Below are 26,488 nucleotides of genomic sequence, written 5' to 3' on the forward strand. Positions count from 1 at the left end.
AAAAACGTATAGTTTATCAAAAAAACTTTGCGCGCTTTGCGTTAAAGAAAATAATTCAACGGCTTTTTTAGGTCAAAAAAATCCATCATGAACAAATTCATTAAAAATATAATTGCCTTTTCATTAAAAAATAAAACGTTTACCTTTATCTGGGTAGCCGTTCTGGCGGTGGCGGGATTCATCAGCTTCAAGAATATGCCCATCGAAGCCTTTCCTGACGTTACTAACACCCAGATCGTCATTATTACCCAATGGAACGGCCGAAGCGCAGAAGAAGTTGAACGTTTTGTAACAACACCTATTGAATTGGCAATGAGTCCGGTTCAGAAGAAAACCAGCGTAAGAAGCACCACGATGTTCGGGCTTTCCATTGTCAAAATACTTTTTGATGATGGGGTAGACGATACTTTTGCCAGAAATCAGGTGAATAACCAGTTAAGAGCAGTAAGCCTTCCTGATGAGGTTGACCCCGAAGTACAGCCGCCTTATGGTCCCACCGGAGAAATTTTCAGATATACTTTACAGAGTAAAACCAAAGATTCCAGGGAATTGCTGACATTACAGAACTGGGTGATCGACCGTGCTTTGAGAGGCGTTCCCGGCGTTGCAGACATCAACGTTTTCGGAGGCCAGGATAAAGTTTTTGAATTAAGTATTGATCCGAGAGCGTTGGATAAATATAATCTTACACCGCTTCAGGTTTATGATGCTGTTACCAAAAGCAATCTGAATGTTGGAGGGGATGTTATTGAAAAAAACGGACAGGCGTATGTTGTCCGTGGAATCGGTTTGGTAAAATCTGTCGCAGATATCGGAAATATCACCATCCAGAATGAAAACGGTAATCCGGTCTTGGTGAAGAATGTTGCCGAAGTTCACGAAAGCTCAATGCCGAGGGTCGGGCAGGCTGGACTCAACAGTCAGGAAGATACTGTGGAAGGAATCGTAGTGATGAGAAAAGGGGAAAATCCACGCGATGTTTTGGTAGGTGTGAAGGCTAAAATTAAAGAATTAAACGAAAAAGTTCTGCCAAAAGACGTCAAAATGGTCACCTTTTATGATCGTGACAACCTGATGGATTTTACCACACACACTGTAATGCATAACCTTATCGAAGGAATTATTCTGGTAACAGTGATTGTTTTGATTTTTATGGCAGACTGGAGAACGACATTAATAGTCTCCATTATTATCCCCTTATCTTTATTGTTTGCTTTCTTATGTTTAAAACTGGCGGGAATGAGCGCCAACTTATTGTCATTAGGAGCGGTCGATTTCGGAATTATCATCGACGGAGCCGTCGTCATGGTGGAAGGGCTCTTTGTCATGCTCGACCATAAAGCCCATAAATACGGTAATGAAAAATTCAACAAATTAGCAAAAGCCGGCTGGATCAAACAAACCGGAACAGGTCTTGGAAAGGCAATTTTCTTCTCAAAATTAATCATCATTACTTCTCTAATTCCGATTTTCTCGTTCCAGAAAGTGGAAGGAAAAATGTTTTCGCCGTTGGCATTTACCTTAGGTTTTGCATTAATGGGGGCTTTGATTTTCACTTTAACGCTCGTTCCGGTACTTTCACACATTCTTTTAAATAAAAATGTAAAGGAAAAAAATAATCCGTTTGTGAATTTCTGGGACAGAATTGTTTTAAAAGGATTCAGTTTTACATTTAGACATAAAAAATTAAGCTTAATAGTTTCGCTGTCATTTTTAGCCGTAACCTTATTCTCGGGAAAATTTTTAGGAACAGAATTTTTACCGCAGCTCAATGAGGGTTCATTATGGATCACTGCGGAGATGCCGATGAGCTCATCATTAAAAGAATCCCTGAAAACCGCCGATCTCCTCAAAAAAGACATCATGAGTTTCCCGGAGGTGACGGATGTTCTTGCGCAAACCGGTAGAAGTAACGACGGAACAGACCCGAACGGTTTCGGATTTGTACAGTTTGCCGTAAATCTAAAACCTAAAGAAGATTGGAAAAGAAAGATTACCTACGAGGAATTCATTGAAGAGATTGATAAAAAACTTAGAAATTATCAGGGAATTACCTTCAATTATTCCCAGCCTATTTCGGATAATGTAGCCGAAGCAGTTGCGGGGTTCAAGGCAGAAAACGGAATTAAAATTTATGGGGATAATCTTCAGACTTTGGATGTACTTGCCGAAAAAGTTTTAAAACAGGTTAAAGATATTGAAGGAGTAAAAGATGCCGGAATCATTAAAAATATTGGGCAGCCGGAAGTAAGTGTGATATTGGATCGAGATAAAATGGCCGCCTATGGCGTAATGCCGGATGATGCACAGTCTGTTCTCGAAATGGCTTTCGGTGGTAAAACCGCATCGGAAATGTTTGATGGAGAAAGGAAATTTCCGATTCGCCTCCGTTATTCGCAGGAGTATAGAAAAGACGAAAATGATATTGCCGCATTAATGGTTCCTACACAGGACGGCACCAAGATTCCGTTAAAAGAGATCAGTACGATTGAAAAAGACAACGGAGCCGCATTTATATATCGAGATGATATTAAAAGATATATCGGAATCAAATTTTCCATCCGCGACCGTGATCTGGGAAGCACCATTGCTGACGCACAAAAAGCAGTCTCTACAATTGATCTTCCGGATGGCTATTCCGTAGGATGGACCGGCCAGTTTGAAAATCAGCAGAGAGCCTCAAAAAGATTGACACAGGTTGTTCCGGTCAGTATTTTGGGAATTTTCTTCCTTTTATTTATCCTTTTTGGAAACATGAAAGACTCTTTACTGGTTTTGGCCAATGTTCCTTTTGCTTTAATTGGAGGAATTATCGCGCTTCACATCACCGGAATTAATTTCGGGATTTCAGCCGGAGTGGGAATGATCGCCCTTCTGGGAATATGTATTCAGAACGGAGTGATCCTGATCACAGAATTTCATCAGAATGTTAAAAATGGGATGGATCTGGACAGCTCATTGCTCAACGGGGTAAAATCACGAACGCGTCCTGTAATCATGACAGCATTAATGGCATCCATCGGATTAATGCCGGCAGCATTGTCTACCGGTATCGGTTCAGAGTCTCAAAAGCCTTTGGCTATTGTAATTATCGGAGGATTAATTACCGCAACTGTTTTAACCTTGCTGATCTTCCCGATTATTTTCTGGATTTTCAACAGAACTAAAAAGTCCCAGCAGATGTAATTATTTCTTACATTCATATTTATTAAAAGAATCGCGGAAAACGAAGTTTTCCGCGATTCTTACTATTGAAATAATTATTATGAGGTTTAAAGTCCTTTAGGCTGCCATAAATCTTTAACAGCATTAGGTAAACTGCAACAAATGTTCATATTTGTATCTACGACAAAATGTGAATGATGGTTTTATATTCCTGGAATTTTTTTAATTTGGATCTATTTGATTCAGAATTAAAGAGATAGTTTATAATTTAATGAAAAGCTTCAGAAGGATTTTTTCAATTAAGAAATTTGTGTAAATTTGCAATCTCAATACATTGAAATATAAGGTTTGTACTTCATTGGATTTGAATATTGAAACTTTTTTAAAGAAAAAGGTTTTGGTATTTAAAAATTCATTATATTTGCACACCGAAAATTTGAAAAACAATAAATAAATAATTTTAAATCATGGCAAAGGAAACGTTTAATCGTAACAAACCACACTTGAACATTGGTACTATTGGTCACGTTGACCATGGTAAAACTACTCTTACAGCTGCTATTTCTGCTGTATTAGCTAGCAAAGGTCTTGCTGAGAAAAAAGACTTCTCTGCAATTGACTCTGCTCCAGAAGAAAAAGAAAGAGGTATTACTATCAATACAGCTCACATCGAATACGAAACTGAAAAAAGACACTATGCTCACGTTGACTGTCCAGGTCACGCGGATTACGTAAAGAACATGGTAACAGGTGCTGCTCAGATGGACGGAGCTATCGTGGTATGTGCTGCGACTGACGGACCAATGCCTCAAACAAGAGAACACATTCTACTTTGCCGTCAGGTAAACGTACCAAGAATCGTTGTTTTCATGAATAAAGTTGACATGGTAGATGATGCTGAGTTATTAGAGCTTGTTGAAATGGAGCTTAGAGACTTATTATCTACTTATGAATTTGATGGTGATAACTCTCCTGTAATCCAAGGTTCTGCTCTTGGTGCACTTACTGCTGCTACTGAAGGTAACTCTGATGATAAGTGGTTTAAGTCTGTTGAGCAGTTAATGGATGCTGTTGATGAGTGGATCGAAGAGCCAATCAGAGATACAGACAAGCCATTCTTGATGCCAATCGAAGATGTATTCTCTATTACTGGTAGAGGTACTGTAGCAACTGGTAGAATCGAAGCTGGTATCATCAACACTGGTGATCCTGTAGATATCGTAGGTATGGGTGATGAAAAATTAACTTCTACAATTACAGGAGTTGAGATGTTCAGAAAAATCCTAGACAGAGGTGAAGCTGGTGATAACGTAGGTCTATTGTTGAGAGGTATTGAAAAAACTGACATCAAGAGAGGTATGGTAATCGCTAAGAAAGACTCTGTGAAGCCACACAAAAAATTCAAAGCATCAGTTTATATCCTTTCTAAAGAAGAAGGTGGACGTCACACTCCATTCCACAACAAATACCGTCCTCAGTTCTACGTAAGAACTACTGACGTTACAGGTGAGATCTTCTTACCAGAAGGTGTAGAAATGGTAATGCCTGGTGATAACTTAGAGATCACTGTAGAATTGTTACAGCCAATCGCTCTTAACGAGGGTCTTAGATTCGCGATCAGAGAAGGAGGTAGAACAGTTGGTTCAGGTCAGGTTACTGAAATCTTAGACTAATCATCTATTACAATATAAAGCTTCCGTAAGGAACTTCTTTACGGAAGCTTTTTTTTAACTACGGGCATCGTCCAATGGTAGGATACCGGTCTCCAAAACCGTTGATCAGGGTTCGAATCCTTGTGCCCGTGCAAATAACAATTATGAGTTCATTTATCGATTTTTTAAAAGGTTCTTATAACGAATTCAGACATAAAGTTGAATGGCCAAAATGGTCTGATCTGCAGTCTTCTACAATTGTAGTAACGATTGCAACAGTAATTCTGGCGTTATTTACCTTTGGTGTTGATGAGTTGTTTTCTAAAGCAATCAGCAACATAATAGGAATGCTTATCAACTTGTTCAATTAATAATAAAACTATTTTCCCATAATGAGCGAATTGAAATGGTATGTGCTGAAAGCAATCAGCGGACAGGAAAATAAAGTGAAAAACTATATTGAGACAGAAATCAAACGTTTAGGGTTTGAGCAGTACGTTACTCAAGTGGTTATTCCTATGGAAAAGGTTATTCAGATCAGAAACGGTAAAAAAGTTCCTAAAGAAAGACCTTACTATCCTGGATACCTAATGATTGAAGCTGATCTGATGGGAGAAATTCCTCACGTTATTAAAAATATTCCGGGAGTTATTTCCTTCTTAAGTTTAACAAAAGGCGGAGACCCTGTTCCGATGAGAAAATCTGAAGTGAACAGAATGCTTGGAAGAATGGATGAACTTTCAGAATTTGCCAGCGATGTTGAAATTCCTTATGTAGTGGGTGAAAACGTTAAAGTAATTGACGGACCATTCAATGGATTTAACGGAACCGTTGAAAAAATTCTTGAAGATAAAAAGAAAATTGAAGTTTCAGTTTTGATCTTCGGAAGAAAAACACCAATGGAACTTAGCTACATGCAGGTTGAAAAGGTATAAATCATACTTAAAAATATTTTAAAAACCACTTATTAAACAATAAGTGGTTTTTTATTTTAAAAATTATATAAAAATAAGAATATCAATTTGCTATTTCAAAAATATTTTATAATTTTGCAGTCCGAAAAGTAGGCTTATCTAATGTGAGAATGATAACCTGCTGAATAATAATGCTTCCAAACTCATTAATTATTCAAATTTAAAAAACAAACAATGGCTAAAAAAGTCTTTAAAATGGTAAAGCTTCAGGTGAAAGGTGGCGCAGCTAACCCTTCTCCACCAGTAGGTCCAGCATTGGGTTCTGCAGGTGTGAACATCATGGAGTTTTGTAAGCAATTTAACGGAAGAACTCAAGATAAGCCGGGACAAGTTTTACCTGTAGTAATTACAGTATACGAAGACAAATCTTTTGAATTCGTAATTAAAACTCCTCCTGCAGCAATCCAGTTAATGGATGCGGCTAAAATCAAGGGTGGTTCCGGAGAACCAAACAGAAACAAAGTAGGTTCTGTATCTTGGGATCAGGTGAAGAAAATCGCTGAAGATAAAATGACCGACCTTAACTGCTTTACAATGGATTCTGCAGTTTCTATGGTTGCAGGTACTGCTAGATCTATGGGATTAAGAGTAACAGGAACTAAACCAACTTTTAACGCTTAATACTTAAAGAAATGGCAAAATTGACTAAAAAGCAAAAGGAAGCTTTAAGCAAAGTAGAAAAAGGAAGAATCTATAACCTTGAAGAAGGTTCAGCTCTTGTAAAAGAAGTGAACACTGCAAAGTTTGATGCTTCTGTAGATATCGCTGTAAGATTGGGTGTAGATCCAAGAAAAGCAAACCAAATGGTAAGAGGTGTAGTATCTCTTCCTCACGGAACCGGTAAGGATGTTAAAGTTTTGGCTTTGGTAACTCCGGATAAAGAAGCTGAAGCTAAAGAAGCTGGTGCTGATTATGTAGGTCTTGATGAATATTTACAAAAAATCAAAGAAGGCTGGACAGATGTTGACGTTATCGTTACAATGCCAGCTGTAATGGGTAAATTAGGACCATTAGGTAGAGTATTAGGGCCAAGAGGTTTAATGCCAAACCCAAAATCAGGAACTGTAACTATGGAAATTGGTAAAGCAGTAACTGAAGTAAAAGCTGGTAAAATTGACTTTAAAGTAGACAAATACGGAATTATCCACGCTGGTATTGGTAAAGTATCTTTCGATGCTGCTAAAATCAAGGAAAATGCTCAGGAATTGATCTCTACTTTGATCAAAATGAAGCCAACTGCTGCTAAAGGTACTTATGTGAAGTCTATCTATTTATCTTCTACAATGAGTCCTGGTATTGCAATCGATACTAAAGCTATTAACTAATACTAAATCCTAAGACAATGACAAAAGACCAAAAAGTTGTAGCGATACAAGAGATCAAAGATTTGCTTCAGGATGCTAAAGTAGTATATGTAGCTGATCTGGACGGTTTGAATGCTGCTAGATCTTCAGAATTCAGAAGACAGGCTTTCAAGCAAAATATCAAAGTGAAAGTGGTAAAAAATACACTTTTGCAAAAAGCAATGGAGCAGATTGACGGAGTGAATTTCTCTGAAATGTTCGAAACTTTCAAAGGGAACTCTGCATTAATGATTGCTGAAACAGCTAACGCTCCTGCAAAATTAATCAAAGACTTCAGAAAGAAAGAAGAAAAACCTGCATTGAAATCAGCTTTCGTACAGGAAACTTTCTATCTTGGTGACAATAACCTTGATACTTTGGTGAGCATCAAGTCTAGAGAAGAAATGATCGGTGAAATCATCGGATTACTTCAGTCTCCAATCCAGAGAGTGGTTTCTGCTCTTCAAAACAAATCTGAAACTACAGAAGCTCAAGTTGAAGAAGCAGCTCCTGCAGTAGAAGAAACACCTGCTACGGAAGCTCCGGAAGCTCCTGCTGCAGAAAGCACTGACGAAACGCCAGCTGCTGAATAATTATACTCAAAAAATTAAATAAATAATCAACAAAAACATTACAACAATGTCAGATTTAAAAAATTTAGCTGAAACGCTAGTAAACTTAACAGTAAAAGACGTAAACGAATTAGCTGCTATCCTTAAGGATGAGTACGGAATTGAGCCAGCTGCTGCTGCAGTTGTAGTTGCAGGTGGAGGTGCTGCTGAAGCTGCTGAAGAAAAAACTGAATTCGACGTAATTCTTAAGTCTGCAGGTGCTTCTAAATTAGCGATCGTTAAATTAGTAAAAGATTTAACTGGTGCTGGTCTTAAAGAAGCTAAAGATATCGTAGATGGTGCTCCTGCTCCAATCAAAACTGGTATCTCTAAAGACGAAGCTGAAGCTCTTAAGAAGCAATTAGAAGAAGCTGGTGCTGAAGTAGAATTGAAGTAATTTCAATTATCTATAATATAAAGCCCGGACATTTGTCCGGGCTTTTTTTGTTGAGGAGCTTGATCCCGCTATCCGCACTCGCTATTTTTTTGGTTTCAGCGCGGCGGCGAAGCCGCCGCGCTGAAACCAAAAAAATGAGCTCAAACAAATGCTCCTATCGGGGCTATGATGTTAGGACTGGTGGCTTCGGAGCCTCAGCACCATACGAATAGAAGTTTTCCTATCAATATGACATTGATTTTTACAGATGAGAATTTTTTCTTTAAATTATACGAGGAATTTCAGGAATTTTTGACTAGCTTTTAAACAAGCATTTCGAATAAGTATAATCAATATTAAATTATTCAATAAAGTTGTAAATGTGGATAACTTTTCGTAAATTTGCAGTCTCTTTTGGCGCGAAAAATTGTTTATAATTCTATAAAATACTGTTAATCAACTCTTTCATTATATGAAAGGGCTTTGTTGTATATAGATATTATGGCTATTCTGCCTCAAAAGTAATAAAAATATTTTGCATTACGCTGTGAAAAGATATACCAGTGTTGCAGTTAGAAAGAGCCAAGTGCAAAGTTAAAGAATTCAAGGTCCTTCGTGAGCGCCAAAACACTTTTACCTTATTTTTTCTTTTCTTGTTCTTTTCTGATATTTTTTAATGAATCAAAATATTTTTTAACCCTTTCTTAAAAGTTTTATGAGTAAAACAACAGCAACAACTAAGGGAACGCCGAGAATTAATTTCTCATCAGCAAAAGGAAAAATTATCACTCCTGACTTCCTGGATATCCAGATCGAGTCTTTTAAAGAGTTTTTCCAGCTTGATACGCTTCCTGAAGACAGAACGAATGAAGGTCTTTACAAGACTTTTCAGGAAAACTTCCCGATTACGGATTCCAGAAACCAATTTGTGTTGGAATTCCTTGATTATCTGGTAGATTCTCCGCGTTATTCAATCGATGAGTGTGTGGAAAGAGGATTGACATATTCTGTCCCTCTTAAAGCAAGGCTTAAATTGTATTGTACAGACCCTGAGCACGAAGATTTCCAAACCGTAGTTCAGGATGTATACTTAGGTCCGGTTCCTTATATGACGCCTAGTGGATCTTTCATCATCAATGGTGCTGAAAGAGTTATCGTTACCCAGTTACACCGTTCACCAGGTGTATTCTTCGGGCAGACATACCACGCAAACGGAACCAAATTATACTATTCAAGAATTATCCCTTTCAAAGGATCTTGGATGGAATTTACAACCGATATCAACAGCGTAATGTACGCGTATATCGACCGTAAGAAAAAATTACCGTTAACAACTTTGTTAAGAGCAATTGGTTACGAATCTGATAAAGATATCCTTCAGATCTTTGACCTTGCCGAAGAAGTTAAAGTTTCTAAAGCTGCCCTTAAAAAAGTAGAAGGAAGAACATTAGCTGCGAGAGTTTTGAACACTTGGTTTGAAGATTTCGTAGACGAAGATACAGGTGAAGTAGTTTCTATTGAAAGAAACGAAATTATCCTGGATAGAGAAACAATTCTTGAAAAGGAACATTTAGATCTTATTCTTGATGCTGGTGTGAAGTCTATTTTGATCCACAAAGAAAACAGCAATGAATTCTCTATCATCCAGAATACACTACAAAAAGACCCTACCAACTCTGAAAAAGAAGCGGTAGAATATATCTACCGTCAGTTAAGAAACGCAGATCCACCAGATGAGGAAACAGCAAGAGGAATCATTGAAAAATTATTCTTCTCTGAGCAAAGATATTCTCTTGGTGAAGTTGGACGTTACAGACTGAACAAAAAATTAAGTCTAAACATTCCTACAACAACTGAGGTTCTTACAAAAGAAGATATCATTGCAATTGTAAGACACCTGATCGAATTGGTGAACTCAAAAACTGATGTTGATGATATCGATCACTTATCAAATAGAAGAATCAAAACTGTTGGTGAGCAATTGGCAGGACAGTTCGGGGTAGGTCTTTCAAGAATCGCGAGAACAATCAAGGAAAGAATGAACGTTAGAGATAACGAAATCTTTACACCGCTTGATCTTGTTAATGCGAAAACGTTAACATCTGTAATCAACTCATTCTTTGGTACCAACCAGCTTTCTCAGTTTATGGACCAAACCAACCCGCTTTCAGAAATCACGCACAAGCGTAGACTTTCTGCACTAGGGCCTGGAGGTTTGTCAAGAGAAAGAGCAGGTTTCGAGGTTCGAGACGTTCACCATACCCACTACGGAAGAATTTGTCCAATTGAAACTCCAGAAGGACCAAACATCGGTTTGATTTCATCTTTAGGTATTTATGCTAAAATCAACAGACTTGGTTTCATCGAAACTCCGTACAGAAAAGTAGCAGACAGCAAGATTGATCTTAATGCTGATCCTATCTACTTAAATGCTGAGGATGAAGAAGATAAAGTAATTGCTCAGGCAAACGTTGAATTGAGTGATAATGGTGACTTCTTAACAGACAGAATTATTGCAAGATTGGATGGTGACTATCCGGTGGTGGAACCTTCTCAGGTTAATCTTATCGATGTAGCACCAAACCAGATTTCCGGTATTTCAGCTTCGTTAATTCCGTTCCTGGAGCATGATGATGCGAACCGTGCATTGATGGGATCCAACATGATGCGTCAGGCAGTGCCTTTATTGAAGCCACAGGCTCCGGTAGTGGGTACAGGTCTTGAGCAGCAGGTTGCAAGAGATTCAAGAATTTTGATTAACGCTGAAGGTACAGGTACGGTAGAGTATGTAGATGCCGACAAAATCGTTATCAAATATGAAAGAAGCGAAGACGAAGATTTAGTACAATTTGAGTCTGCTACGAAAACATATAACTTAACTAAGTTCAGAAAAACCAACCAGAGTACAACCATTACCCTAAGACCAAACGTAAGAGTAGGTGATGTAGTGGAAAAAGGACAGGTTCTTTGCGACGGTTATGCTACTGAAAAAGGAGAATTGGCTCTTGGTAGAAACTTAGTGGTTGCGTTCATGCCTTGGAAAGGGTACAACTTCGAGGATGCGATTGTAATCAACGAAAAAGTTGTTCGTGAAGACTGGTTTACTTCAATTCACGTAGATGAATATTCTCTTGAAGTTCGTGATACCAAATTAGGTATGGAAGAATTGACAGCAGATATTCCGAACGTTTCTGAAGAAGCTACAAAAGATCTTGACGAGAACGGTATGATCAGAATCGGTGCTGAAGTGAAGCCTGGAGATATCATGATTGGTAAAATCACTCCAAAAGGTGAATCTGACCCAACGCCTGAAGAAAAACTTCTTAGAGCGATCTTCGGTGACAAAGCCGGTGATGTGAAAGATGCTTCATTGAAAGCAGATTCATCATTACGAGGTGTTGTGATCGACAAGAAATTGTTCTCTAGAAATATTAAAGATAAAAAGAAAAGAACTGAAGAAAAACTTAAACTTGAAGAAATTGAAAACACTTACAAGGCTAAGTTTGATGATTTAAGAAATACTTTAATTGAAAAATTAAATACACTGGTAAGCGGTAAAACTTCTCAAGGGGTTAAAAATGACCTTGATGAGGAAATTATCGGTAAAGGGGTGAAGTTCACTCACAAATTATTGACTTCAGTTGAAGATTATGTAAACGTTAGCGGTTCAGACTGGACTGTTGATAACGATAAAAATGAATTGATCAAACAATTAATTCACAATTATAAAATCAAGTACAACGATATTCAAGGGGTTAAAAACCGTGAGAAATTTGCAATTTCAATCGGAGACGAGCTTCCTGCAGGTATCATGAAACTTGCGAAAGTGTACATCGCTAAAAAACGTAAGCTTAACGTAGGAGATAAAATGGCAGGTCGTCACGGTAACAAAGGTATCGTTTCGAGAATCGTTCGTGAAGAAGATATGCCATTCCTTGAAGACGGAACACCGGTAGATATCGTACTGAATCCACTTGGGGTACCTTCTCGTATGAACATTGGTCAGATCTATGAAACAGTTCTTGGATGGGCTGGTCAGAAATTAGGATTGAAGTTCGCGACACCGATCTTCGACGGAGCAAGTCTTGATCAGATTACTGAATATACTGAGAAAGCAGGACTTCCTAAATTCGGTCACACGTATCTTTATGATGGTGGTACCGGAGAAAGATTTAGTCAGGCTGCAACAGTAGGGGTAATCTACATGTTGAAACTAGGTCACATGGTTGATGATAAAATGCACGCACGTTCTATCGGTCCATACTCATTGATTACTCAGCAGCCGTTAGGAGGTAAAGCTCAGTTCGGAGGTCAGAGATTCGGGGAGATGGAGGTTTGGGCTCTTGAAGCATTCGGAGCATCAAATATCCTTAGAGAGATCCTTACCGTGAAGTCGGATGACGTGATTGGTAGAGCGAAGACTTATGAAGCCATTGCAAAAGGTGAATCCATGCCTGAACCAGGTATTCCGGAATCATTCAATGTATTGCTTCACGAGTTGCAAGGTCTTGGATTAGACGTAAGATTGGAGGAGTAATTATTAATTTTTGTTAATTAATAATGTTCAATAGCGGCGGGCTTTAGCCCGTCCATATAAATAAAATTGACAATTTGGCTTTAGCCTAAATTTAATTTAAATGGTTTTGATTTTAAAGGGACATTACCTGAAACTTTAAACACTGAACCTTAAACCAAAAAAATTATGTCAAATAAAAATAAATCAAGTAGATTTAATAAAATAACCATCGGTTTAGCTTCTCCGGAATCGATTCTTCAGGAGTCAAGAGGGGAGGTTCTTAAGCCGGAAACTATTAACTACAGAACGCATAAGCCTGAAAGAGATGGTTTGTTCTGTGAAAAAATCTTCGGTCCTGTAAAGGATTACGAATGTGCTTGTGGTAAATACAAGAGAATTCGTTACAAAGGGATCGTTTGTGACCGTTGTGGAGTAGAAGTTACAGAGAAAAAAGTACGTAGAGAAAGAATAGGGCATATTAACCTTGTTGTTCCAATTGCGCACATCTGGTATTTCCGTTCTTTACCGAACAAAATCGGTTACCTTTTAGGAATTCCTTCCAAGAAGTTGGATATGATCATCTACTACGAAAGATATGTGGTGATTCAGCAGGGTATTGCTAAAAAGTTAGACGGCTCCGATTTCGAAAATATGGAGTTCTTAACTGAAGAAGAGTACCTTGATATCATGGAAACTCTTCCAATCGAGAACCAGTATCTTGATGATTCTGATCCAAACAAATTCATCGCTAAAATGGGTGCTGAAGCGGTTGAGGAATTATTAAAAAGAATCGACCTTGATGCATTGTCTTTCGACCTGAGACACAAAGCGCACAATGAAGGTTCAAAACAAAGAAGAACTGAAGCTCTTAAAAGATTGAACGTTGTAGAAGCATTAAGAGGTGCTAATACAAGAATGATCAACAAGCCTGAGTGGATGATCATGCGTGTGCTTCCAGTTATCCCGCCGGAATTAAGACCATTGGTTCCGTTGGATGGTGGACGTTTCGCTACTTCCGATTTGAATGACCTTTACAGAAGGGTTATTATCAGAAATAACCGTTTGAAAAGATTATTGGAGATCAAAGCTCCTGAAGTAATCTTAAGAAACGAAAAGCGTATGCTTCAGGAATCGGTAGATTCATTATTCGATAATACAAGAAAATCTTCAGCTGTAAAATCTGAATCAAACAGACCATTGAAATCACTTTCAGATTCATTGAAAGGTAAGCAAGGTCGTTTCCGTCAGAACTTATTAGGAAAAAGGGTAGATTACTCTGCGCGTTCGGTAATTGTTGTAGGTCCAAACTTACAGCTTCATGAGTGTGGTATTCCTAAAGATATGGCTGCTGAGCTTTACAAACCATTCATCATCAGAAAACTGATTGAAAGAGGAATTGTAAAAACAGTGAAATCTGCAAAGAGAATCATCGACAGAAAAGAGCCTGTTGTATACGATATTCTTGAAAACGTGATGAAAGGCCACCCGGTACTATTGAACAGGGCGCCTACGCTTCACAGACTGGGTATTCAGGCATTCCAGCCTAAAATGATTGAAGGTAAAGCGATTCAGCTTCACCCGTTGGTAACAACGGCATTCAACGCCGATTTCGACGGTGACCAGATGGCGGTACATTTACCGTTGGGTCCTGAAGCAATCCTTGAAGCTCAGTTATTAATGTTAGGTTCTCAAAACATTTTGAACCCGGCAAACGGTTCTCCGATTACGGTACCTTCTCAGGACATGGTTCTTGGTCTTTATTTCATGACTAAAGAATTAAGCTCTACAGAAGATATGAAAGTGAAAGGTGAAGGTCTTGCATTCTATTCTCCTGAGGAAGCGGAAATCGCTTATGCAGAAGGAAGAGTATCTTTAAATGCTAAAGTAAGATGTAGACTGCCAATCAAAGAAAACGGAGAAATCGTTACGAGACTTATCGAAACTTCTGTAGGTAGAATTTTATTCAACCAGATTGTACCTAAGCAAGTAGGATATATCAATGAACTTCTTACGAAGAAATCATTAAGAAACGTTATCGGTAAGATCCTTGCTGACACGGATTTCCCTACAACCGTGAAGTTCCTTGATGCCATGAAAGACTTAGGGTATTCAAACGCATTCAAAGGAGGTCTTTCATTCTCATTAGGAGACATCGTAGTTCCTGTTGAGAAAAAACAGATGATTGCACAATCTATCGAAACTGTAGACGAAATTAGAGCCAACTATAACATGGGTCTTATTACCGATACAGAACGTTATAACCAGGTAATCGACGTTTGGACAAATACCAATGCCGGATTGACCGAAATGATCATGAGCAGAATGAAAGTTGATCAGGGTGGTTTCAACTCTGTATACATGATGCTTGACTCCGGAGCGAGGGGTTCTAAGGAACAGATCCGTCAGTTATCAGGGATGAGAGGTTTGATGGCAAAACCACAGAAAGCCGGTTCCACCGGAGCGGAGATCATTGAAAACCCGATTCTTGCAAACTTTAAAGAAGGTCTTTCCATCCTAGAATACTTTATCTCTACCCACGGTGCCCGTAAAGGTCTTGCGGATACCGCTCTTAAGACTGCCGATGCAGGTTACTTAACGAGAAGATTGGTAGACGTTGCACAGGACGTTATTGTTACAGAAGACGACTGTGGAACTTTAAGAGGTACAGAAGTTACTGCACTTAAGAAAAATGACGAGATCGTTGAAAGAATCTCTGAAAGAATTTTAGGTAGAGTTTCTTTACATAATATTTATGATCCAGAATCAGACGAATTAATTACTGAGGCAGATCAGGTAATCTCTGAAGCTTTAGCTAAGAGAATAGAAGAAGCAGGATTAGAAGCCGTGGAAGTTCGTTCACCATTAACTTGTGAGGCTAAGAAAGGAATCTGTGCAAAATGTTACGGTAGAAACTTAGCAACAGGTAAGATGATCCACATGGGTGAAGCGGTAGGTGTAATTGCAGCACAATCCATCGGGGAGCCGGGAACTCAGCTTACGTTGAGAACCTTCCACCAGGGGGGTACTGCAGGAAACGTATCAGAGAACCCTTCCATCGTTGCAAGAAGAGACGGTATCGTTGAAATGGATGAAGTAAGAACCATTACTTCTGAAGATGAAAACGGTAATACAGCGGAAGTTGTCGTTTCCCGTTCAACAGAATTCAGATTGGTTGCTGATAATGAGTCAAGAACTCCATTAATGGTTGCCAACGTACCTTACGGTTCCATATTATCAGTAAAACCTGGTGATAAAGTGAAAAAAGGAGACGTAATCTGTAGATGGGATCCGTATAACGCCGTTATTATTGCAGAGACTGCAGGTAAGGTTGAATACGAAGATATCATCCAGGGGGTTTCATTCCAGTTGGAAATTGACGAACAGACAGGATTTGAAGAGAAAGTAATCTCCGAATCAAGAAATAAAAAAGCCGTACCTACTTTGAAAGTGGTAGATTCTAAAGGAGTTGAGCAGAAAGCGTACAACTTACCGGTAGGAGCCCACTTAATGGTAAATGATGGTGAAAAAATTAAGGCAGGTAAAGTCTTAATCAAAATCCCGAGAAAATCTGCAAAAGCAGGGGATATTACCGGAGGTCTTCCGAGAGTTACCGAATTATTCGAAGCAAGAAACCCTTCAAACCCAGCGGTGGTTACAGAAATCGATGGGGTAGTTTCTTACGGAAAAATCAAAAGAGGTAACCGAGAATTGATCGTTGAAGCTAAAACTGGAGAGAGAAAAATTTATTTGGTTAAATTATCCAACCAGATTTTGGTACAGGAGAATGACTTCGTAAGAGCTGGTTCACCACTTTCTGACGGATCAATCACACCGGACGATATCTTAAGAATCAAAGGTCCAACAGCTGTTCAGGAATATTTAGTAAATGAAATTCAGGAAGTTTACCGTCTTCAGGGGGTAAAAATCGACGACAAACACTTCGAAATCATCGTAAGACAGATGATGACAAAAGTATCTATTGTTGACGGAGGTGATACTCAGTTCCTTGAAGGAGCTCTTGAACACAAATATGATTTCTTGGAAGAGAACAACAGAGTATTTGGCCTTAAAGTAGTGACTGAAGCGGGAGATTCTAAAATCTTCAAACCGGGACAGATGATTACGGCAAGAGAATTAAGAGATGAAAACTCTAAGTTGAAGCGTGAAGACCAGGCTTTAGTAGAAGTGAGAGAAGCTTTGCCAGCTACAGCAACGCCTGTATTGCAGGGGATTACAAGAGCAGCACTTCAAACGAAATCATTCATGTCTGCAGCATCATTCCAGGAAACAACAAAAGTTCTTAACGAAGCTGCTGTTGCCGGAAAAGTAGACTATCTTGGAGGTCTTAAAGAAAATGTAATTGTAGGGCATAGAATTCCTGCAGGTACAGGTCTTAAAGAATACCAAAATGTAATCGTTGGTTCTAAGAAGGAATTCGAAGATCTTAACTAAAATTTATAATTTGAAATTTGAGGTTTGAAATTATTTTTATACTTTCACAATCTCAAATTTCGAATTTTTTAAAATATAATTTATAACAAATGGACAACAATCAAAACCCACAAGACGGAAACATCAACATCGAATTAAACGAAATGGTAGCGGCTGGTATCTATGCTAATTTAGCTTTGGTAAACCATTCTCCATCTGAGTTTGTAGTAGATTTCATCCAGTTAATGCCGGGTGTACAGCAGGCGAAGGTAAGATCAAGAGTGATTCTTGCTCCGCTTCATGCAAAAAGAGTACTTTCTGCTCTTCAACAAAATATTGCTAACTACGAACAGCAATTCGGAGAAATCAAAGAAGTTGAGCCTTTCGTATTAGGAGGAAACAACGTAAACGCTTAAGATTACTCATAATCATAAAGAAAATGCTCCATTTATGGGGCATTTTTTTTTGGTTTTTTTATTCATTAAAAATATTTTGATTATAATATTATTAATAATTTTCCGTTTTATGTAAATTTTATTAATAGATCAAAAAAATCGCCTACAGAATTCACAATTTTATATCTTTGTTTTATATATGGTATAAGGATATGATAAACAATCAATTTATTCTCAATAAATTTGGCTTCTTAGGTGCAAAATTTTTAAGTGAGCTTGAAAAAAACGCGGTCATTACCGAAGTTAAGTCAAAAACTGAAATCATTCGTGAAGGCCAGAAAAATAAATTCGTCCCTTTTTTAATTAAAGGATCGATAAGGGTCTTTACCTTAAATGACGGGCGTGAACTCATTTACTATTATATCAGGGCTAATGATAGCTGTCTTATGACGTTTTCCTCCATTTTTACGGACTATATAAGCCGGGTTTATGCAGTGGCCGAAGAAGATTCCGAAGTCTTGCTTATTCCTGTTTCAGTTGTTCATGACTGGCTGATACAATTCCCTGAGATCAACAGGCTTTTTTATCATGAATATGATAAAAGGTTTTCAGACGTAATGAATATGGTAAATGATGCCGTTTTTCATCGTCTCGACAAAAGAGTGCTGAACTATATTCGGCACCAGATCTCTCTTACCGGAAACAATCCTGTCAGACTTACGCATAGAGAAATTGCCAGTAATCTGGGAACTTCCAGGGAAGTGGTAAGCCGTGTATTGAAGAAAATGGAAAATGAGGGAGAAATTTCACAGACAAAAGAAGGGATAAAAGTTCCTATAAATGAAAATGTTATACAAGGCTAATAAATTATATATAACTTATTTAACAATTTAATTGATAAAAACAATCCTGTCGGTGACTTTTATCACACAATTTTGATAGCATAAGTATATAAGTTTGTCATATTAATTATAATATAAACTGTATGACAAAAACCTTACTCTTTTTGTCAGTATTAATTTCAGGTTTCACCTTTGCACAGGAAGATCTGCTAAAAGATATTGACACTATTCAAACAAAAAACACAGATACTTCTCAACCTGCTTTTAAGGCATTACAGATCGTTACAGGCCAATCTACCAAACTCGCTGCAAAAAAAGAATGGTATATTGTTGTAGCACACCGTTTCGGGGATGTAAGCAAAGGATTTAAAGATTTTTTCGGACTGGATGATGCTTCTACAAAGCTGGGAGTCATATATGGAGCTACAGATTGGCTCTCATTCAATTTATCAAGAGAAACCAACCAGAAAACTTTTGAAGGAGGAGCAAAATACAGACTATTGAAGCAGAATGAAAATTTCCCTGTCGATATTGTCGGTTATAATGTGATGGCCGTAAACACAGATCTGAGTACAGATAATTATCCTCATCTTAAATTCGGAGACAGGTTGGCTTACCTTACCCAAGCTTTAATTTCCAGACGATTTAATGATAATTTTTCTTTACAGCTTACCCCTTCTTATGTTCATAAAAATCTTTATGAACCTGCAATAGAAGATAAGAATCAGTTTCTGGCAGGTCTTGGAGGAAGATATAAAATATCCAAAAGAATATCCATCAACGCAGAGTATTTTGTGAATTTCGATAACCACAGCTTTTATAAAAACCCGCTTTCAGTAGGGATGGATATTGAAACGGGAGGGCATGTTTTTCAGCTGTTGTTTACCAATTCACAAATCAATTCAGATATAGGATATCTCACGAACGCTACAGGAAAGTGGGAAAAAGGACAGATTTTCTTTGGATTTAATCTTTATAGAGTTTTTTAATATGAAAAAGTGTATATATATCATTGCTACAGCAGCAGTATTGATTGCCTGTGAAAGCAGAACCTATGAAGAGATATCCGACAATACTCCTGTTCCGGAAACAGTAACCTACAATAAAGATGTTAAAGCAATTATTGATGGTAACTGTGTAAGCTGTCATTCTCCTGGTGCTCAGGCTTTAACCAATTATACCCAGGTTAAAAATAATATAGATAATATTATAAATCGGATCAGCAGACCCAATGGTGATCCACTGAAAATGCCGCAGAGCGGAAGTTTATCGCCGGCACAAATCAACATCATCACCAAATGGAAAGCCGACGGTCTTTCCGAAAACTAAAATAGTATTATGAAAAAGCTAGCATTATTAATCATTTTAATGATATCGGGTAATTTTCTTTTTGCCCAGAAATATATGTCTAAAACAGGAAAGATAACATTCGAAGCATCTGTCCCTCTTTTTGAAGACGTCTTTGCGCAGGATGACAACAATGTTGTTGTGCTCAATGCAGATAACGGCGATATTGCTTCCGTTTCGGTAGTTAAAAATTTTCATTTTAAAACCAAGCTTATGGAAGAGCATTTCAATGAAAGCTACGCAGAAACAGCCAAATTTCCGAAGACCACTTTTAGTGGTAAAATTGTAAATTTTGATAAGTCGAAACTTACAGCTTCACCTCAGAAATATACTGTTCAGGGTACGCTTAATTTCCATGGAGTGGCAAAAGCATATACATCCACTGCTACAATGTATGCTAAAGACGGCAAAATTTATATGTCAGGAGGATTTGCGGTAAAAGCGGCCGACCATAAAGTGACAATCCCCAAAATGGTGATGAAGAAAGTAGCGGAAACAGTGAATGTTGAATATAATTATGTTTTGGTAAAACAATGAAAAAGCTGATACTACTTTTAAGTATATTTCTGGGATTCACATTTACAACGGCCCAGGATAAGGCAAAATCAATTTTTGATATTGCCCGCACAGGAACTGTTGAGGAAGTAAAAGAACTTATGAAACAGAATCCGGATATTATTAATCAAACCAATGAAAGCGGCTTCTCCCCATTAATTTTAGCATGTTATAGAGGAAATGTAGAAGTTGCTAAATTTTTAATAGACAACGTGAAAGATGTAAATTATAAAAGCCAGGAAGGAACTGCATTAGCAGGACTTGCGGTGAAATATAATAAAGATTTGGTAGAGTATATTTTAATAAAAAATGCAAACCCGAATATTGCAGATGCAAACGGCGCTACACCATTGTTCTGGGCAGTAAAATTCGGTAATAAAGAATTGACGGAATTATTACTGAAATACAAAGCCGATAAATCTATTAAAGATTCACAGGGAATGACACCTTTTGAGTATGCCCTTCAGACAAACAACAAAGAAATTATTAATCTTTTAAAAAATTAGCGAATGAAAAAAGTTTTACTTACTTTATCAATGGCTCTGGCATCTTCGCTCGGAGCTCAGTTTTTTTCGACAGGAACAGTAAATCTCGGATCAACCGGAATGACTGTTAAACTTGTAACGTCACCAACTCAAGCTACAATTACATTAACCGGACCCGATACATCATATTTGGGAATTGGTTTCGGAAGCAGTGGAATGGCAAATGGTGCAGACGGATTTATTTATAATTCTTCTACAAACAGAGATTATACATTTGGAGGAGTTGGAGTAACACCTACTGCAGATGTCTCTCAAGATTGGACGGAAACCTCAAACACAACTTCTGGAGGAATACGAACCGTAGTTGCTACAAGATCTCTTACGGGAGGATCAGGAGATACGGCAATTACCAATTCGGCTACATCAATTAATATTTTCTTTGCAAAAGGGCCAGGAACTGCTTTGTCCTCAGGATATCATGGTGGAGGAAACAGAGGGTATGCAACTCTTACAAGAACTTCAGTTTTAGGAACAAATGATTTGGATCTTGAAAGTAAAAAAGTTGTTCTTTATCCAAATCCTGCAAAAGAAACGGTAAGCTTAAAAAATGCTGATAAAATAAAATCGGTTGATATTTTTGAGTCTACGGGAAGAAAAATCAGGAGCGTGAAAGTGGATGGTAAACAAATTAATATTTCCGATCTGAAATCAGGAAATTATTATCTTGAAATTACTCTAAAAGACGGTTCAACAGCTTTTGAACAGCTCATCAAAGAATAATTAAGTGCCTAAGAATAATTTCGGGGCGGCGGCAAAGCCGCCGCCCCGAAATTTAATAACAATCCACAAGATTCTCTTCTGCTGGTTAGCAAAAGTAGGCTCATTTACCATTTATAAAAGAAAATTTTACCCGGCATCTTTTACATCTATCAAAAAAGAAATATCTTTCCGGTATGAAAACTTCTCAAATCACCACTGCGCAGAGAATAAAAGCTATTGTGGGCGGATCCATCGGAAATCTCGTTGAATGGTACGATTGGTATGCTTACGCAGCATTTGCCATTTACTTTTCAAATTCCTTTTTTCCTGATTCTGATATGACGGCACAGCTGCTGAATACCGCGGGGATTTTTGCCGTAGGATTTCTTATGCGCCCTGTAGGCGGATGGCTCTTTGGAAGTATTGCAGACCGGATCGGCCGTAAAAAAGCGATGACGTTTTCGGTATTACTTATGTCTTTCGGATCACTTCTGATTGCGCTTACCCCGACTTATAATACAATAGGAGTCTTGGCACCGTTACTTTTATTAATAGCAAGGCTTCTGCAAGGACTGAGTGTGGGAGGAGAGTACGGTGTTTCTGCAACCTACCTCAGCGAAATGGCAACTCCGGACCGTCGCGGATTTTACTCCAGCTTCCAATATGTTACCCTTATTGGCGGACAGCTAATCGCTTTGGGAATTCAGCTTATTTTACAGAAACTTCTACTGACGGAAAGCCAGCTTGAAAGCTGGGGTTGGAGAATTCCCTTTGTTGTCGGAGCACTCCTTTCGGTCATTGCCTTATATCTGCGGGCCAATCTTCATGAAACCGAAGCATTTGAAACTAAAAAAAGTGTGGATGAAAACAAAAAAGGAACCCTCAAAGAATTATTGAAACATCCAAAAGCGTTACTGACTGTTGTAGGGCTTACCTTAGGCGGAACACTTGCCTTTTATACTTACACCACTTACATGCAGAAATTTCTGGTAAACACCGTTCATCTTACAAAAGAAGAATCGACATTGATTTCCTTTATTTCCCTTTTTATTTTTGCTTGTCTGCAGCCTGTCTTTGGAGCTTTATCAGATAAAATAGGAAGAAGACCGCTGTTGCTGAGCTTCGGGATTCTCGGTACTGTATTCACCTATCCATTACTGAATGCTCTAAGTACAACTACGTCTATGTGGGGAGCCTTTTTCCTGATCATGGCAGCACTACTTATTGTGAGCGGTTATACTTCTATTAATGCGGTGGTAAAGGCAGAACTTTTCCCGGCTGAAGTAAGAGCGTTGGGAGTAGGGCTTCCATATGCATTGACGGTAGCGATTTTCGGAGGAACGGCAGAATATCTGGCGTTGTGGTTTAAGCAGCAGCATGTAGAGCATTATTTTTACTGGTACATCACAGCCTGTATTTTCTTTTCTTTTGTCGTCTATTCAAGAATGAGAGAGACAAAGAAAACATCTTCCCTTGATAAAGATTAAATAAAATAATAGTGTATAAAAGACCCGCGGCTCAGAGAATCTGAGCCGCGGGTTCTATTTAATGATAGGCTTGCTTAAATTTGGCGAGAATATTGTCCAGGTTATGTCGCTGAACATATACACTCTTTACATCTTCATATCTTGGCGATTTGTAAAATACTTCGTGGAAATCCATACTTCCGTTTCCCACCTTCACTACTTTCTGAACTTCGATATTCAACTTTCTCAATTCATCTTTAAAAACCTGAAATTCGTCTTGGATATTTTTCATCTATATTTTTGAATTTTAATTAAAACTATGTTTTTATATCAAACACCCTACCAAAATTCGGGGGTCTATCTAAAATCTAACATAAAGATAATGAATTTATGAATACATATGCAAGAATTTATTAGGATTTTAGCAAGAATTTCTTTGTTTTCAAGTTATTTTAATAAAATTTTAAATCAATTGAATATTTTGTTATTGAATGAAAAAATTAAACAAAACTTTTAAACTAGGGATCCCTGTAACAATAAGTATCGCGGAACAACTTATTGATGAAAAATTTTCGTGAGTTATTTAATAAAATTTAAAGATGATGCTGCTGACTTAATACGATTCATTAGGAAACCAAATGATGTTCAGTTTAATGGTACTGCCGGAAAAAAAGTTTCTTTAATATTTAATATGCTTGCTTTGGAAATTATTTTTTCACTGATATTTATATTTCCCTTACAATATGTCGTTGAAAAACTCATAGCGGTCGAAGAAAGTGAAATATTTAAAAATCTAACTTTATTAAATGCCGTATTCTTGACCGTTATTCTTGCACCGTTATCGGAAGAATTAATTTTCCGGTATTCTTTACGGTATAAAAAAATATTTTCCACATTCATGAGAAGAGAAAAGTGGAACCAGATTTTCCCGTTTCTAGTTTATGGATTCTCAATTTTATTCGGATTTATCCACCTGAATAATTACGTAAATGATTCCTGGGAATTTTATGCCTTGTCACCTTTAATTATCGCATCACAGCTGTCAGGAGGGTTAGTTCTCAGCTATATCAGAGTAAGGCTCAATATTTTGTACAGTATGCTGTATCATGCCATTTGGAATTTCCTTTTTGCTATTATTATTCCTTCGTTATATGTGCTTTTTACTCCGGTTTTTGTGGAGAGCACTTCAGAATATCAGATAAAGATCGAAGAAAAAGCTTTTGTCAGCACTGTTACAATTCATGCGCAAATTGAAGGTGACAAAATATATGAGATCACGGCCAGGCGGTATCAGTTTCAGGATTTATTAGACTATATATATGAAAAAGGAAAGCTCAGCACTGATGAAGGTTTGATTGATATTAATTTTGAATCAAAAAAGGGAATTTCCAAAGAAGAGTTTTTGAAGATCCTACGGAGGAAATATGATATTGAATGAGAAAGTGTGTTTACGCTAATTTCAATTTAACCGTAAAGAGATAAAAATTATCTTATAAATTTAGACATAATAAGCTTTCAAAAATAAAGATCATAGATTTTTAAGACTTAGGTATCTCTTTTATCTTAATGATAAGCTTTTAATTGTATTATTAAAATCTTTGTGTTAAATAAAAATAAAAAAAATAAGAGGTTAAAATATCTGTAATTCTAACCTCTTATTAAATATCTTAATTATTTGTCTTACTCTTCCTTCAGTTCCACTTCATGTCTCAGCTGCGCTTTGTATAAGGTAGCATAATATCCGTTCTTATCCAGAAGCTCCAGGTGTTTGCCTTCTTCAACAATTTTACCATGTTCCATAACGATGATTTTATCTGCCTTTTCAATCGTGGAAAGCCTGTGCGCAATGATAATTGATGTTCTGTTTCTCGTAATTTTTTCCGTAGCCCTTTGGATCAGCTTTTCACTTTCGTGGTCTATGGATGAGGTAGCTTCATCCAGAATCAGAATCTTAGGATCCGAAAGATACGCTCTCAGGAAAGACAACAGCTGTCTCTGGCCAAGCGAAATAGAAGAACCTCTTTCGCTTACCACATAATCATATCCTCCCGGCAGACTTTCTATAAATTCGTCGACCTCAATTTCCTTCGCTCCGGCTTTAATCTTTTCAAGCGTGATGGTATCATCACCAAAAGAAAGATTCTCAAAAATACTTCCGTGGAACAGGAAAACATCCTGCAGCACCACGCCTATATGGCTTCGGAGGCAGTAGAGTTCATAATTTTTAAGATCTACATCGTCAATAAGAATACTCCCGGAATTGATATCATAAAGTCTTGTAATCAAACTGATAATGGTTGATTTCCCGGCTCCGGTTGCTCCTACAATGGCTACCGTTTCTCCCGGATTTACCTTAAAATCAATTCCCTTTAATACTTCCTGCTTTTCATCATAAGCAAAATGAACATTTCTGAATTCTATCTTTCCGTCAAAATGATCTTTCTGTACGGTTCCTGTATTCGGCATTGAATTTTCCTCATCCATCAGCCCCAATACTCTTTCGGCACCCACAATACCTCTCTGGATATTGTTGAATCGGTCTGCGATTTGTCTCAAAGGACGTATCAGCATAGAAATATACTGGATAAATGCTATAACCACTCCAGCACTGATCGTGATATAACCTCCGTAAAATAGAATAAATCCAATAAAAAGTGAAGAAATTAGTTCTACCACCGGAAAGAATAATGAGAAAATAAACACCGTTCTCAGCAGTGCGCCTTTTAATGTTATATTAATTTCGTCAAACTTTTTAAACTCAGACTCCTGCCTGTTGAATACCTGAATAATAGGCATTCCTGCAAGCCTTTCCTGAACAAAAGAGTTCTGGTTGGAAGTCCAGTTTCTTTCATCACCAAATGCTTTCTTCAGTCTCTTCTGGAAAAAACGTGTGATAACAACCATTAAAGGAAGAATAGCCAGCGTAATATAACTGAGATGAACATTGGTGCTGAACATCATTACCAGCACAAAAACAATCCTCAGCACGTCCCCGAAAACCATCAGGAAACCATCCGTATATACCGTAGCGATTGTTTCTACATCTCCTACCGCCCTTGTAACCAGCTGGCCGATAGGTGTTTTATCGAAGAATGAAGTTTTAAAATAGATCAGTTTGTTATAAAGCCTCTGTCTGATATCCCTGATTACATTCTGTGAAATATAATTGGAAAAATAAACCAGGAAAAAGTTTAAAACAGTTTCTGCGAAAACCAAACCTACTAAAATGTAGATGTGCTTCATCATTAGAGTTTTATCCTGTAGCTTGGTGATATCATTATCCACCACCTGCATGGTAAGGTATGGCCTGTAGGTAGAAACCATTGCCAGTATGAGGGAGATAATCAGGGTAAGGACGAACCAGGAACGGAATTTCATTCCGATAAAGAACAGTCTTTTGATTATGCCCCAGGTATCTTGTTTTTTCATTGTATGATTGACGAAAAGAATGGTATTTAAATTCTATGCAAAAATAAGACTTTAAAATTTGACAATCTTACCAACCGTACAAATAGTCATAGAAAATTTCAGATCGTTATTATTTATGATATAGATTAACTATTGAGCAGTA

21 protein-coding genes and 1 tRNA gene are annotated in these 26,488 nt (G+C 37.7%); 20 read left to right on the top strand and 2 right to left on the bottom strand.

The window, feature by feature from the left end; genetic code table 11:
- The first annotated feature begins 87 nt into the window (after positions 1-87).
- From HHL20_RS15765 to HHL20_RS15855, 19 genes are all read left to right on the top strand, one after another.
- On the top strand, positions 88-3,186 hold the full coding sequence (locus HHL20_RS15765; protein WP_169232141.1) for an efflux RND transporter permease subunit: 3,099 nt from the start codon (positions 88-90) through the stop codon (positions 3,184-3,186).
- Between the two features lie 446 nt (positions 3,187-3,632).
- On the top strand, positions 3,633-4,838 hold the full coding sequence (gene tuf / locus HHL20_RS15770) for an elongation factor Tu (RefSeq protein WP_042721320.1): 1,206 nt from the start codon (positions 3,633-3,635) through the stop codon (positions 4,836-4,838).
- Between the two features lie 60 nt (positions 4,839-4,898).
- Positions 4,899-4,969: transfer RNA gene (locus HHL20_RS15775), tRNA-Trp, on the top strand.
- A gap of 12 nt (positions 4,970-4,981) precedes the next feature.
- Complete coding sequence (gene secE / locus HHL20_RS15780; RefSeq protein ID WP_029295580.1) at positions 4,982-5,188, top strand: preprotein translocase subunit SecE; 207 nt, start codon at positions 4,982-4,984, stop codon at positions 5,186-5,188.
- A gap of 21 nt (positions 5,189-5,209) precedes the next feature.
- Positions 5,210-5,752: a transcription termination/antitermination protein NusG gene (nusG, locus tag HHL20_RS15785; protein WP_002976412.1), complete on the top strand. Its 543-nt coding sequence runs from the start codon at positions 5,210-5,212 to the stop codon at positions 5,750-5,752.
- Positions 5,753-5,965: 213 nt separating this feature from the next.
- Positions 5,966-6,412 (top strand): 50S ribosomal protein L11, encoded by a 447-nt coding sequence (gene rplK, locus HHL20_RS15790; RefSeq protein ID WP_034702033.1) that lies wholly within the window; start codon positions 5,966-5,968, stop codon positions 6,410-6,412.
- 11 nt (positions 6,413-6,423) lie between these two features.
- On the top strand, positions 6,424-7,116 hold the full coding sequence (gene rplA / locus HHL20_RS15795) for a 50S ribosomal protein L1 (protein WP_169232142.1): 693 nt from the start codon (positions 6,424-6,426) through the stop codon (positions 7,114-7,116).
- 17 nt (positions 7,117-7,133) lie between these two features.
- Positions 7,134-7,727: a 50S ribosomal protein L10 gene (gene rplJ / locus HHL20_RS15800; protein ID WP_169232143.1), complete on the top strand. Its 594-nt coding sequence runs from the start codon at positions 7,134-7,136 to the stop codon at positions 7,725-7,727.
- A 46-nt stretch (positions 7,728-7,773) separates the two neighbouring features.
- The gene (gene rplL / locus HHL20_RS15805; protein WP_029295588.1) at positions 7,774-8,142 is read left to right on the top strand and encodes a 50S ribosomal protein L7/L12; all 369 of its coding nucleotides are present in this window, start codon (positions 7,774-7,776) and stop codon (positions 8,140-8,142) included.
- A 694-nt stretch (positions 8,143-8,836) separates the two neighbouring features.
- On the top strand, positions 8,837-12,658 hold the full coding sequence (rpoB, locus tag HHL20_RS15810) for a DNA-directed RNA polymerase subunit beta (protein ID WP_169232144.1): 3,822 nt from the start codon (positions 8,837-8,839) through the stop codon (positions 12,656-12,658).
- A gap of 165 nt (positions 12,659-12,823) precedes the next feature.
- On the top strand, positions 12,824-17,089 hold the full coding sequence (rpoC, locus tag HHL20_RS15815) for a DNA-directed RNA polymerase subunit beta' (protein ID WP_169232145.1): 4,266 nt from the start codon (positions 12,824-12,826) through the stop codon (positions 17,087-17,089).
- A gap of 89 nt (positions 17,090-17,178) precedes the next feature.
- Positions 17,179-17,484 carry a DUF3467 domain-containing protein gene (locus HHL20_RS15820; protein WP_029295596.1) on the top strand — a complete coding sequence of 102 codons (306 nt, stop codon included), beginning with the start codon at positions 17,179-17,181 and terminating at the stop codon, positions 17,482-17,484.
- A gap of 191 nt (positions 17,485-17,675) precedes the next feature.
- Complete coding sequence (locus tag HHL20_RS15825) at positions 17,676-18,326, top strand: Crp/Fnr family transcriptional regulator (RefSeq protein WP_169232146.1); 651 nt, start codon at positions 17,676-17,678, stop codon at positions 18,324-18,326.
- Between the two features lie 122 nt (positions 18,327-18,448).
- Positions 18,449-19,294, top strand: coding sequence for a DUF5777 family beta-barrel protein (locus tag HHL20_RS15830; protein WP_169232147.1), 846 nt, complete (start codon positions 18,449-18,451; stop codon positions 19,292-19,294).
- Between the two features lies 1 nt (position 19,295).
- Complete coding sequence (locus HHL20_RS15835; protein WP_169232148.1) at positions 19,296-19,634, top strand: hypothetical protein; 339 nt, start codon at positions 19,296-19,298, stop codon at positions 19,632-19,634.
- A gap of 9 nt (positions 19,635-19,643) precedes the next feature.
- Entirely contained in the window at positions 19,644-20,189 is a 546-nt protein-coding gene (locus HHL20_RS15840) for a YceI family protein (protein WP_169232149.1), read from the top strand.
- Entirely contained in the window at positions 20,186-20,713 is a 528-nt protein-coding gene (locus tag HHL20_RS15845) for an ankyrin repeat domain-containing protein (RefSeq protein WP_169232150.1), read from the top strand. Before HHL20_RS15840 ends, HHL20_RS15845 begins: the two co-directional genes overlap by 4 nt.
- Positions 20,714-20,716: 3 nt before the next feature.
- Positions 20,717-21,472: a T9SS type A sorting domain-containing protein gene (locus tag HHL20_RS15850; RefSeq protein WP_169232151.1), complete on the top strand. Its 756-nt coding sequence runs from the start codon at positions 20,717-20,719 to the stop codon at positions 21,470-21,472.
- A gap of 173 nt (positions 21,473-21,645) precedes the next feature.
- On the top strand, positions 21,646-22,938 hold the full coding sequence (locus tag HHL20_RS15855; RefSeq protein WP_169232152.1) for an MFS transporter: 1,293 nt from the start codon (positions 21,646-21,648) through the stop codon (positions 22,936-22,938).
- 58 nt (positions 22,939-22,996) lie between these two features.
- Here the strand turns inward: HHL20_RS15855 and HHL20_RS15860 are convergent, their stop codons facing one another.
- Positions 22,997-23,209: a hypothetical protein gene (locus HHL20_RS15860; RefSeq protein ID WP_072955399.1), complete on the bottom strand. Its 213-nt coding sequence runs from the start codon at positions 23,207-23,209 to the stop codon at positions 22,997-22,999.
- A gap of 282 nt (positions 23,210-23,491) precedes the next feature.
- On the opposite strand from HHL20_RS15860, the gene HHL20_RS15865 reads away from it, so the two are divergent.
- Positions 23,492-24,355 carry a CPBP family intramembrane glutamic endopeptidase gene (locus HHL20_RS15865; RefSeq protein ID WP_169232153.1) on the top strand — a complete coding sequence of 288 codons (864 nt, stop codon included), beginning with the start codon at positions 23,492-23,494 and terminating at the stop codon, positions 24,353-24,355.
- A 242-nt stretch (positions 24,356-24,597) separates the two neighbouring features.
- On the opposite strand, the gene HHL20_RS15870 is transcribed toward HHL20_RS15865, so the two are convergent.
- Positions 24,598-26,346, bottom strand: coding sequence for an ABC transporter ATP-binding protein (locus tag HHL20_RS15870; RefSeq protein ID WP_169232154.1), 1,749 nt, complete (start codon positions 26,344-26,346; stop codon positions 24,598-24,600).
- Positions 26,347-26,488: the final 142 nt, after the last annotated feature.

The sequence above is a fragment of the Chryseobacterium cheonjiense genome, assembly GCF_012927265.1.
GTDB lineage: Bacteria > Bacteroidota > Bacteroidia > Flavobacteriales > Weeksellaceae > Chryseobacterium > Chryseobacterium cheonjiense.

What these genes read in the sequence shown, in the direction of transcription:
- HHL20_RS15765 (WP_169232141.1), top strand. Translation starts at nt 88, where the DNA reads ATGAACAAATTCATTAAAAATATAATTGCCTTTTCATTAAAAAATAAA.
- tuf (WP_042721320.1), top strand. Translation starts at nt 3,633, where the DNA reads ATGGCAAAGGAAACGTTTAATCGTAACAAACCACACTTGAACATTGGT.
- secE (WP_029295580.1), top strand. Translation starts at nt 4,982, where the DNA reads ATGAGTTCATTTATCGATTTTTTAAAAGGTTCTTATAACGAATTCAGA.
- nusG (WP_002976412.1), top strand. Translation starts at nt 5,210, where the DNA reads ATGAGCGAATTGAAATGGTATGTGCTGAAAGCAATCAGCGGACAGGAA.
- rplK (WP_034702033.1), top strand. Translation starts at nt 5,966, where the DNA reads ATGGCTAAAAAAGTCTTTAAAATGGTAAAGCTTCAGGTGAAAGGTGGC.
- rplA (WP_169232142.1), top strand. Translation starts at nt 6,424, where the DNA reads ATGGCAAAATTGACTAAAAAGCAAAAGGAAGCTTTAAGCAAAGTAGAA.
- rplJ (WP_169232143.1), top strand. Translation starts at nt 7,134, where the DNA reads ATGACAAAAGACCAAAAAGTTGTAGCGATACAAGAGATCAAAGATTTG.
- rplL (WP_029295588.1), top strand. Translation starts at nt 7,774, where the DNA reads ATGTCAGATTTAAAAAATTTAGCTGAAACGCTAGTAAACTTAACAGTA.
- rpoB (WP_169232144.1), top strand. Translation starts at nt 8,837, where the DNA reads ATGAGTAAAACAACAGCAACAACTAAGGGAACGCCGAGAATTAATTTC.
- rpoC (WP_169232145.1), top strand. Translation starts at nt 12,824, where the DNA reads ATGTCAAATAAAAATAAATCAAGTAGATTTAATAAAATAACCATCGGT.
- HHL20_RS15820 (WP_029295596.1), top strand. Translation starts at nt 17,179, where the DNA reads ATGGACAACAATCAAAACCCACAAGACGGAAACATCAACATCGAATTA.
- HHL20_RS15825 (WP_169232146.1), top strand. Translation starts at nt 17,676, where the DNA reads ATGATAAACAATCAATTTATTCTCAATAAATTTGGCTTCTTAGGTGCA.
- HHL20_RS15830 (WP_169232147.1), top strand. Translation starts at nt 18,449, where the DNA reads ATGACAAAAACCTTACTCTTTTTGTCAGTATTAATTTCAGGTTTCACC.
- HHL20_RS15835 (WP_169232148.1), top strand. Translation starts at nt 19,296, where the DNA reads ATGAAAAAGTGTATATATATCATTGCTACAGCAGCAGTATTGATTGCC.
- HHL20_RS15840 (WP_169232149.1), top strand. Translation starts at nt 19,644, where the DNA reads ATGAAAAAGCTAGCATTATTAATCATTTTAATGATATCGGGTAATTTT.
- HHL20_RS15845 (WP_169232150.1), top strand. Translation starts at nt 20,186, where the DNA reads ATGAAAAAGCTGATACTACTTTTAAGTATATTTCTGGGATTCACATTT.
- HHL20_RS15850 (WP_169232151.1), top strand. Translation starts at nt 20,717, where the DNA reads ATGAAAAAAGTTTTACTTACTTTATCAATGGCTCTGGCATCTTCGCTC.
- HHL20_RS15855 (WP_169232152.1), top strand. Translation starts at nt 21,646, where the DNA reads ATGAAAACTTCTCAAATCACCACTGCGCAGAGAATAAAAGCTATTGTG.
- HHL20_RS15860 (WP_072955399.1), bottom strand. Translation starts at nt 23,209, where the DNA reads ATGAAAAATATCCAAGACGAATTTCAGGTTTTTAAAGATGAATTGAGA.
- HHL20_RS15870 (WP_169232154.1), bottom strand. Translation starts at nt 26,346, where the DNA reads ATGAAAAAACAAGATACCTGGGGCATAATCAAAAGACTGTTCTTTATC.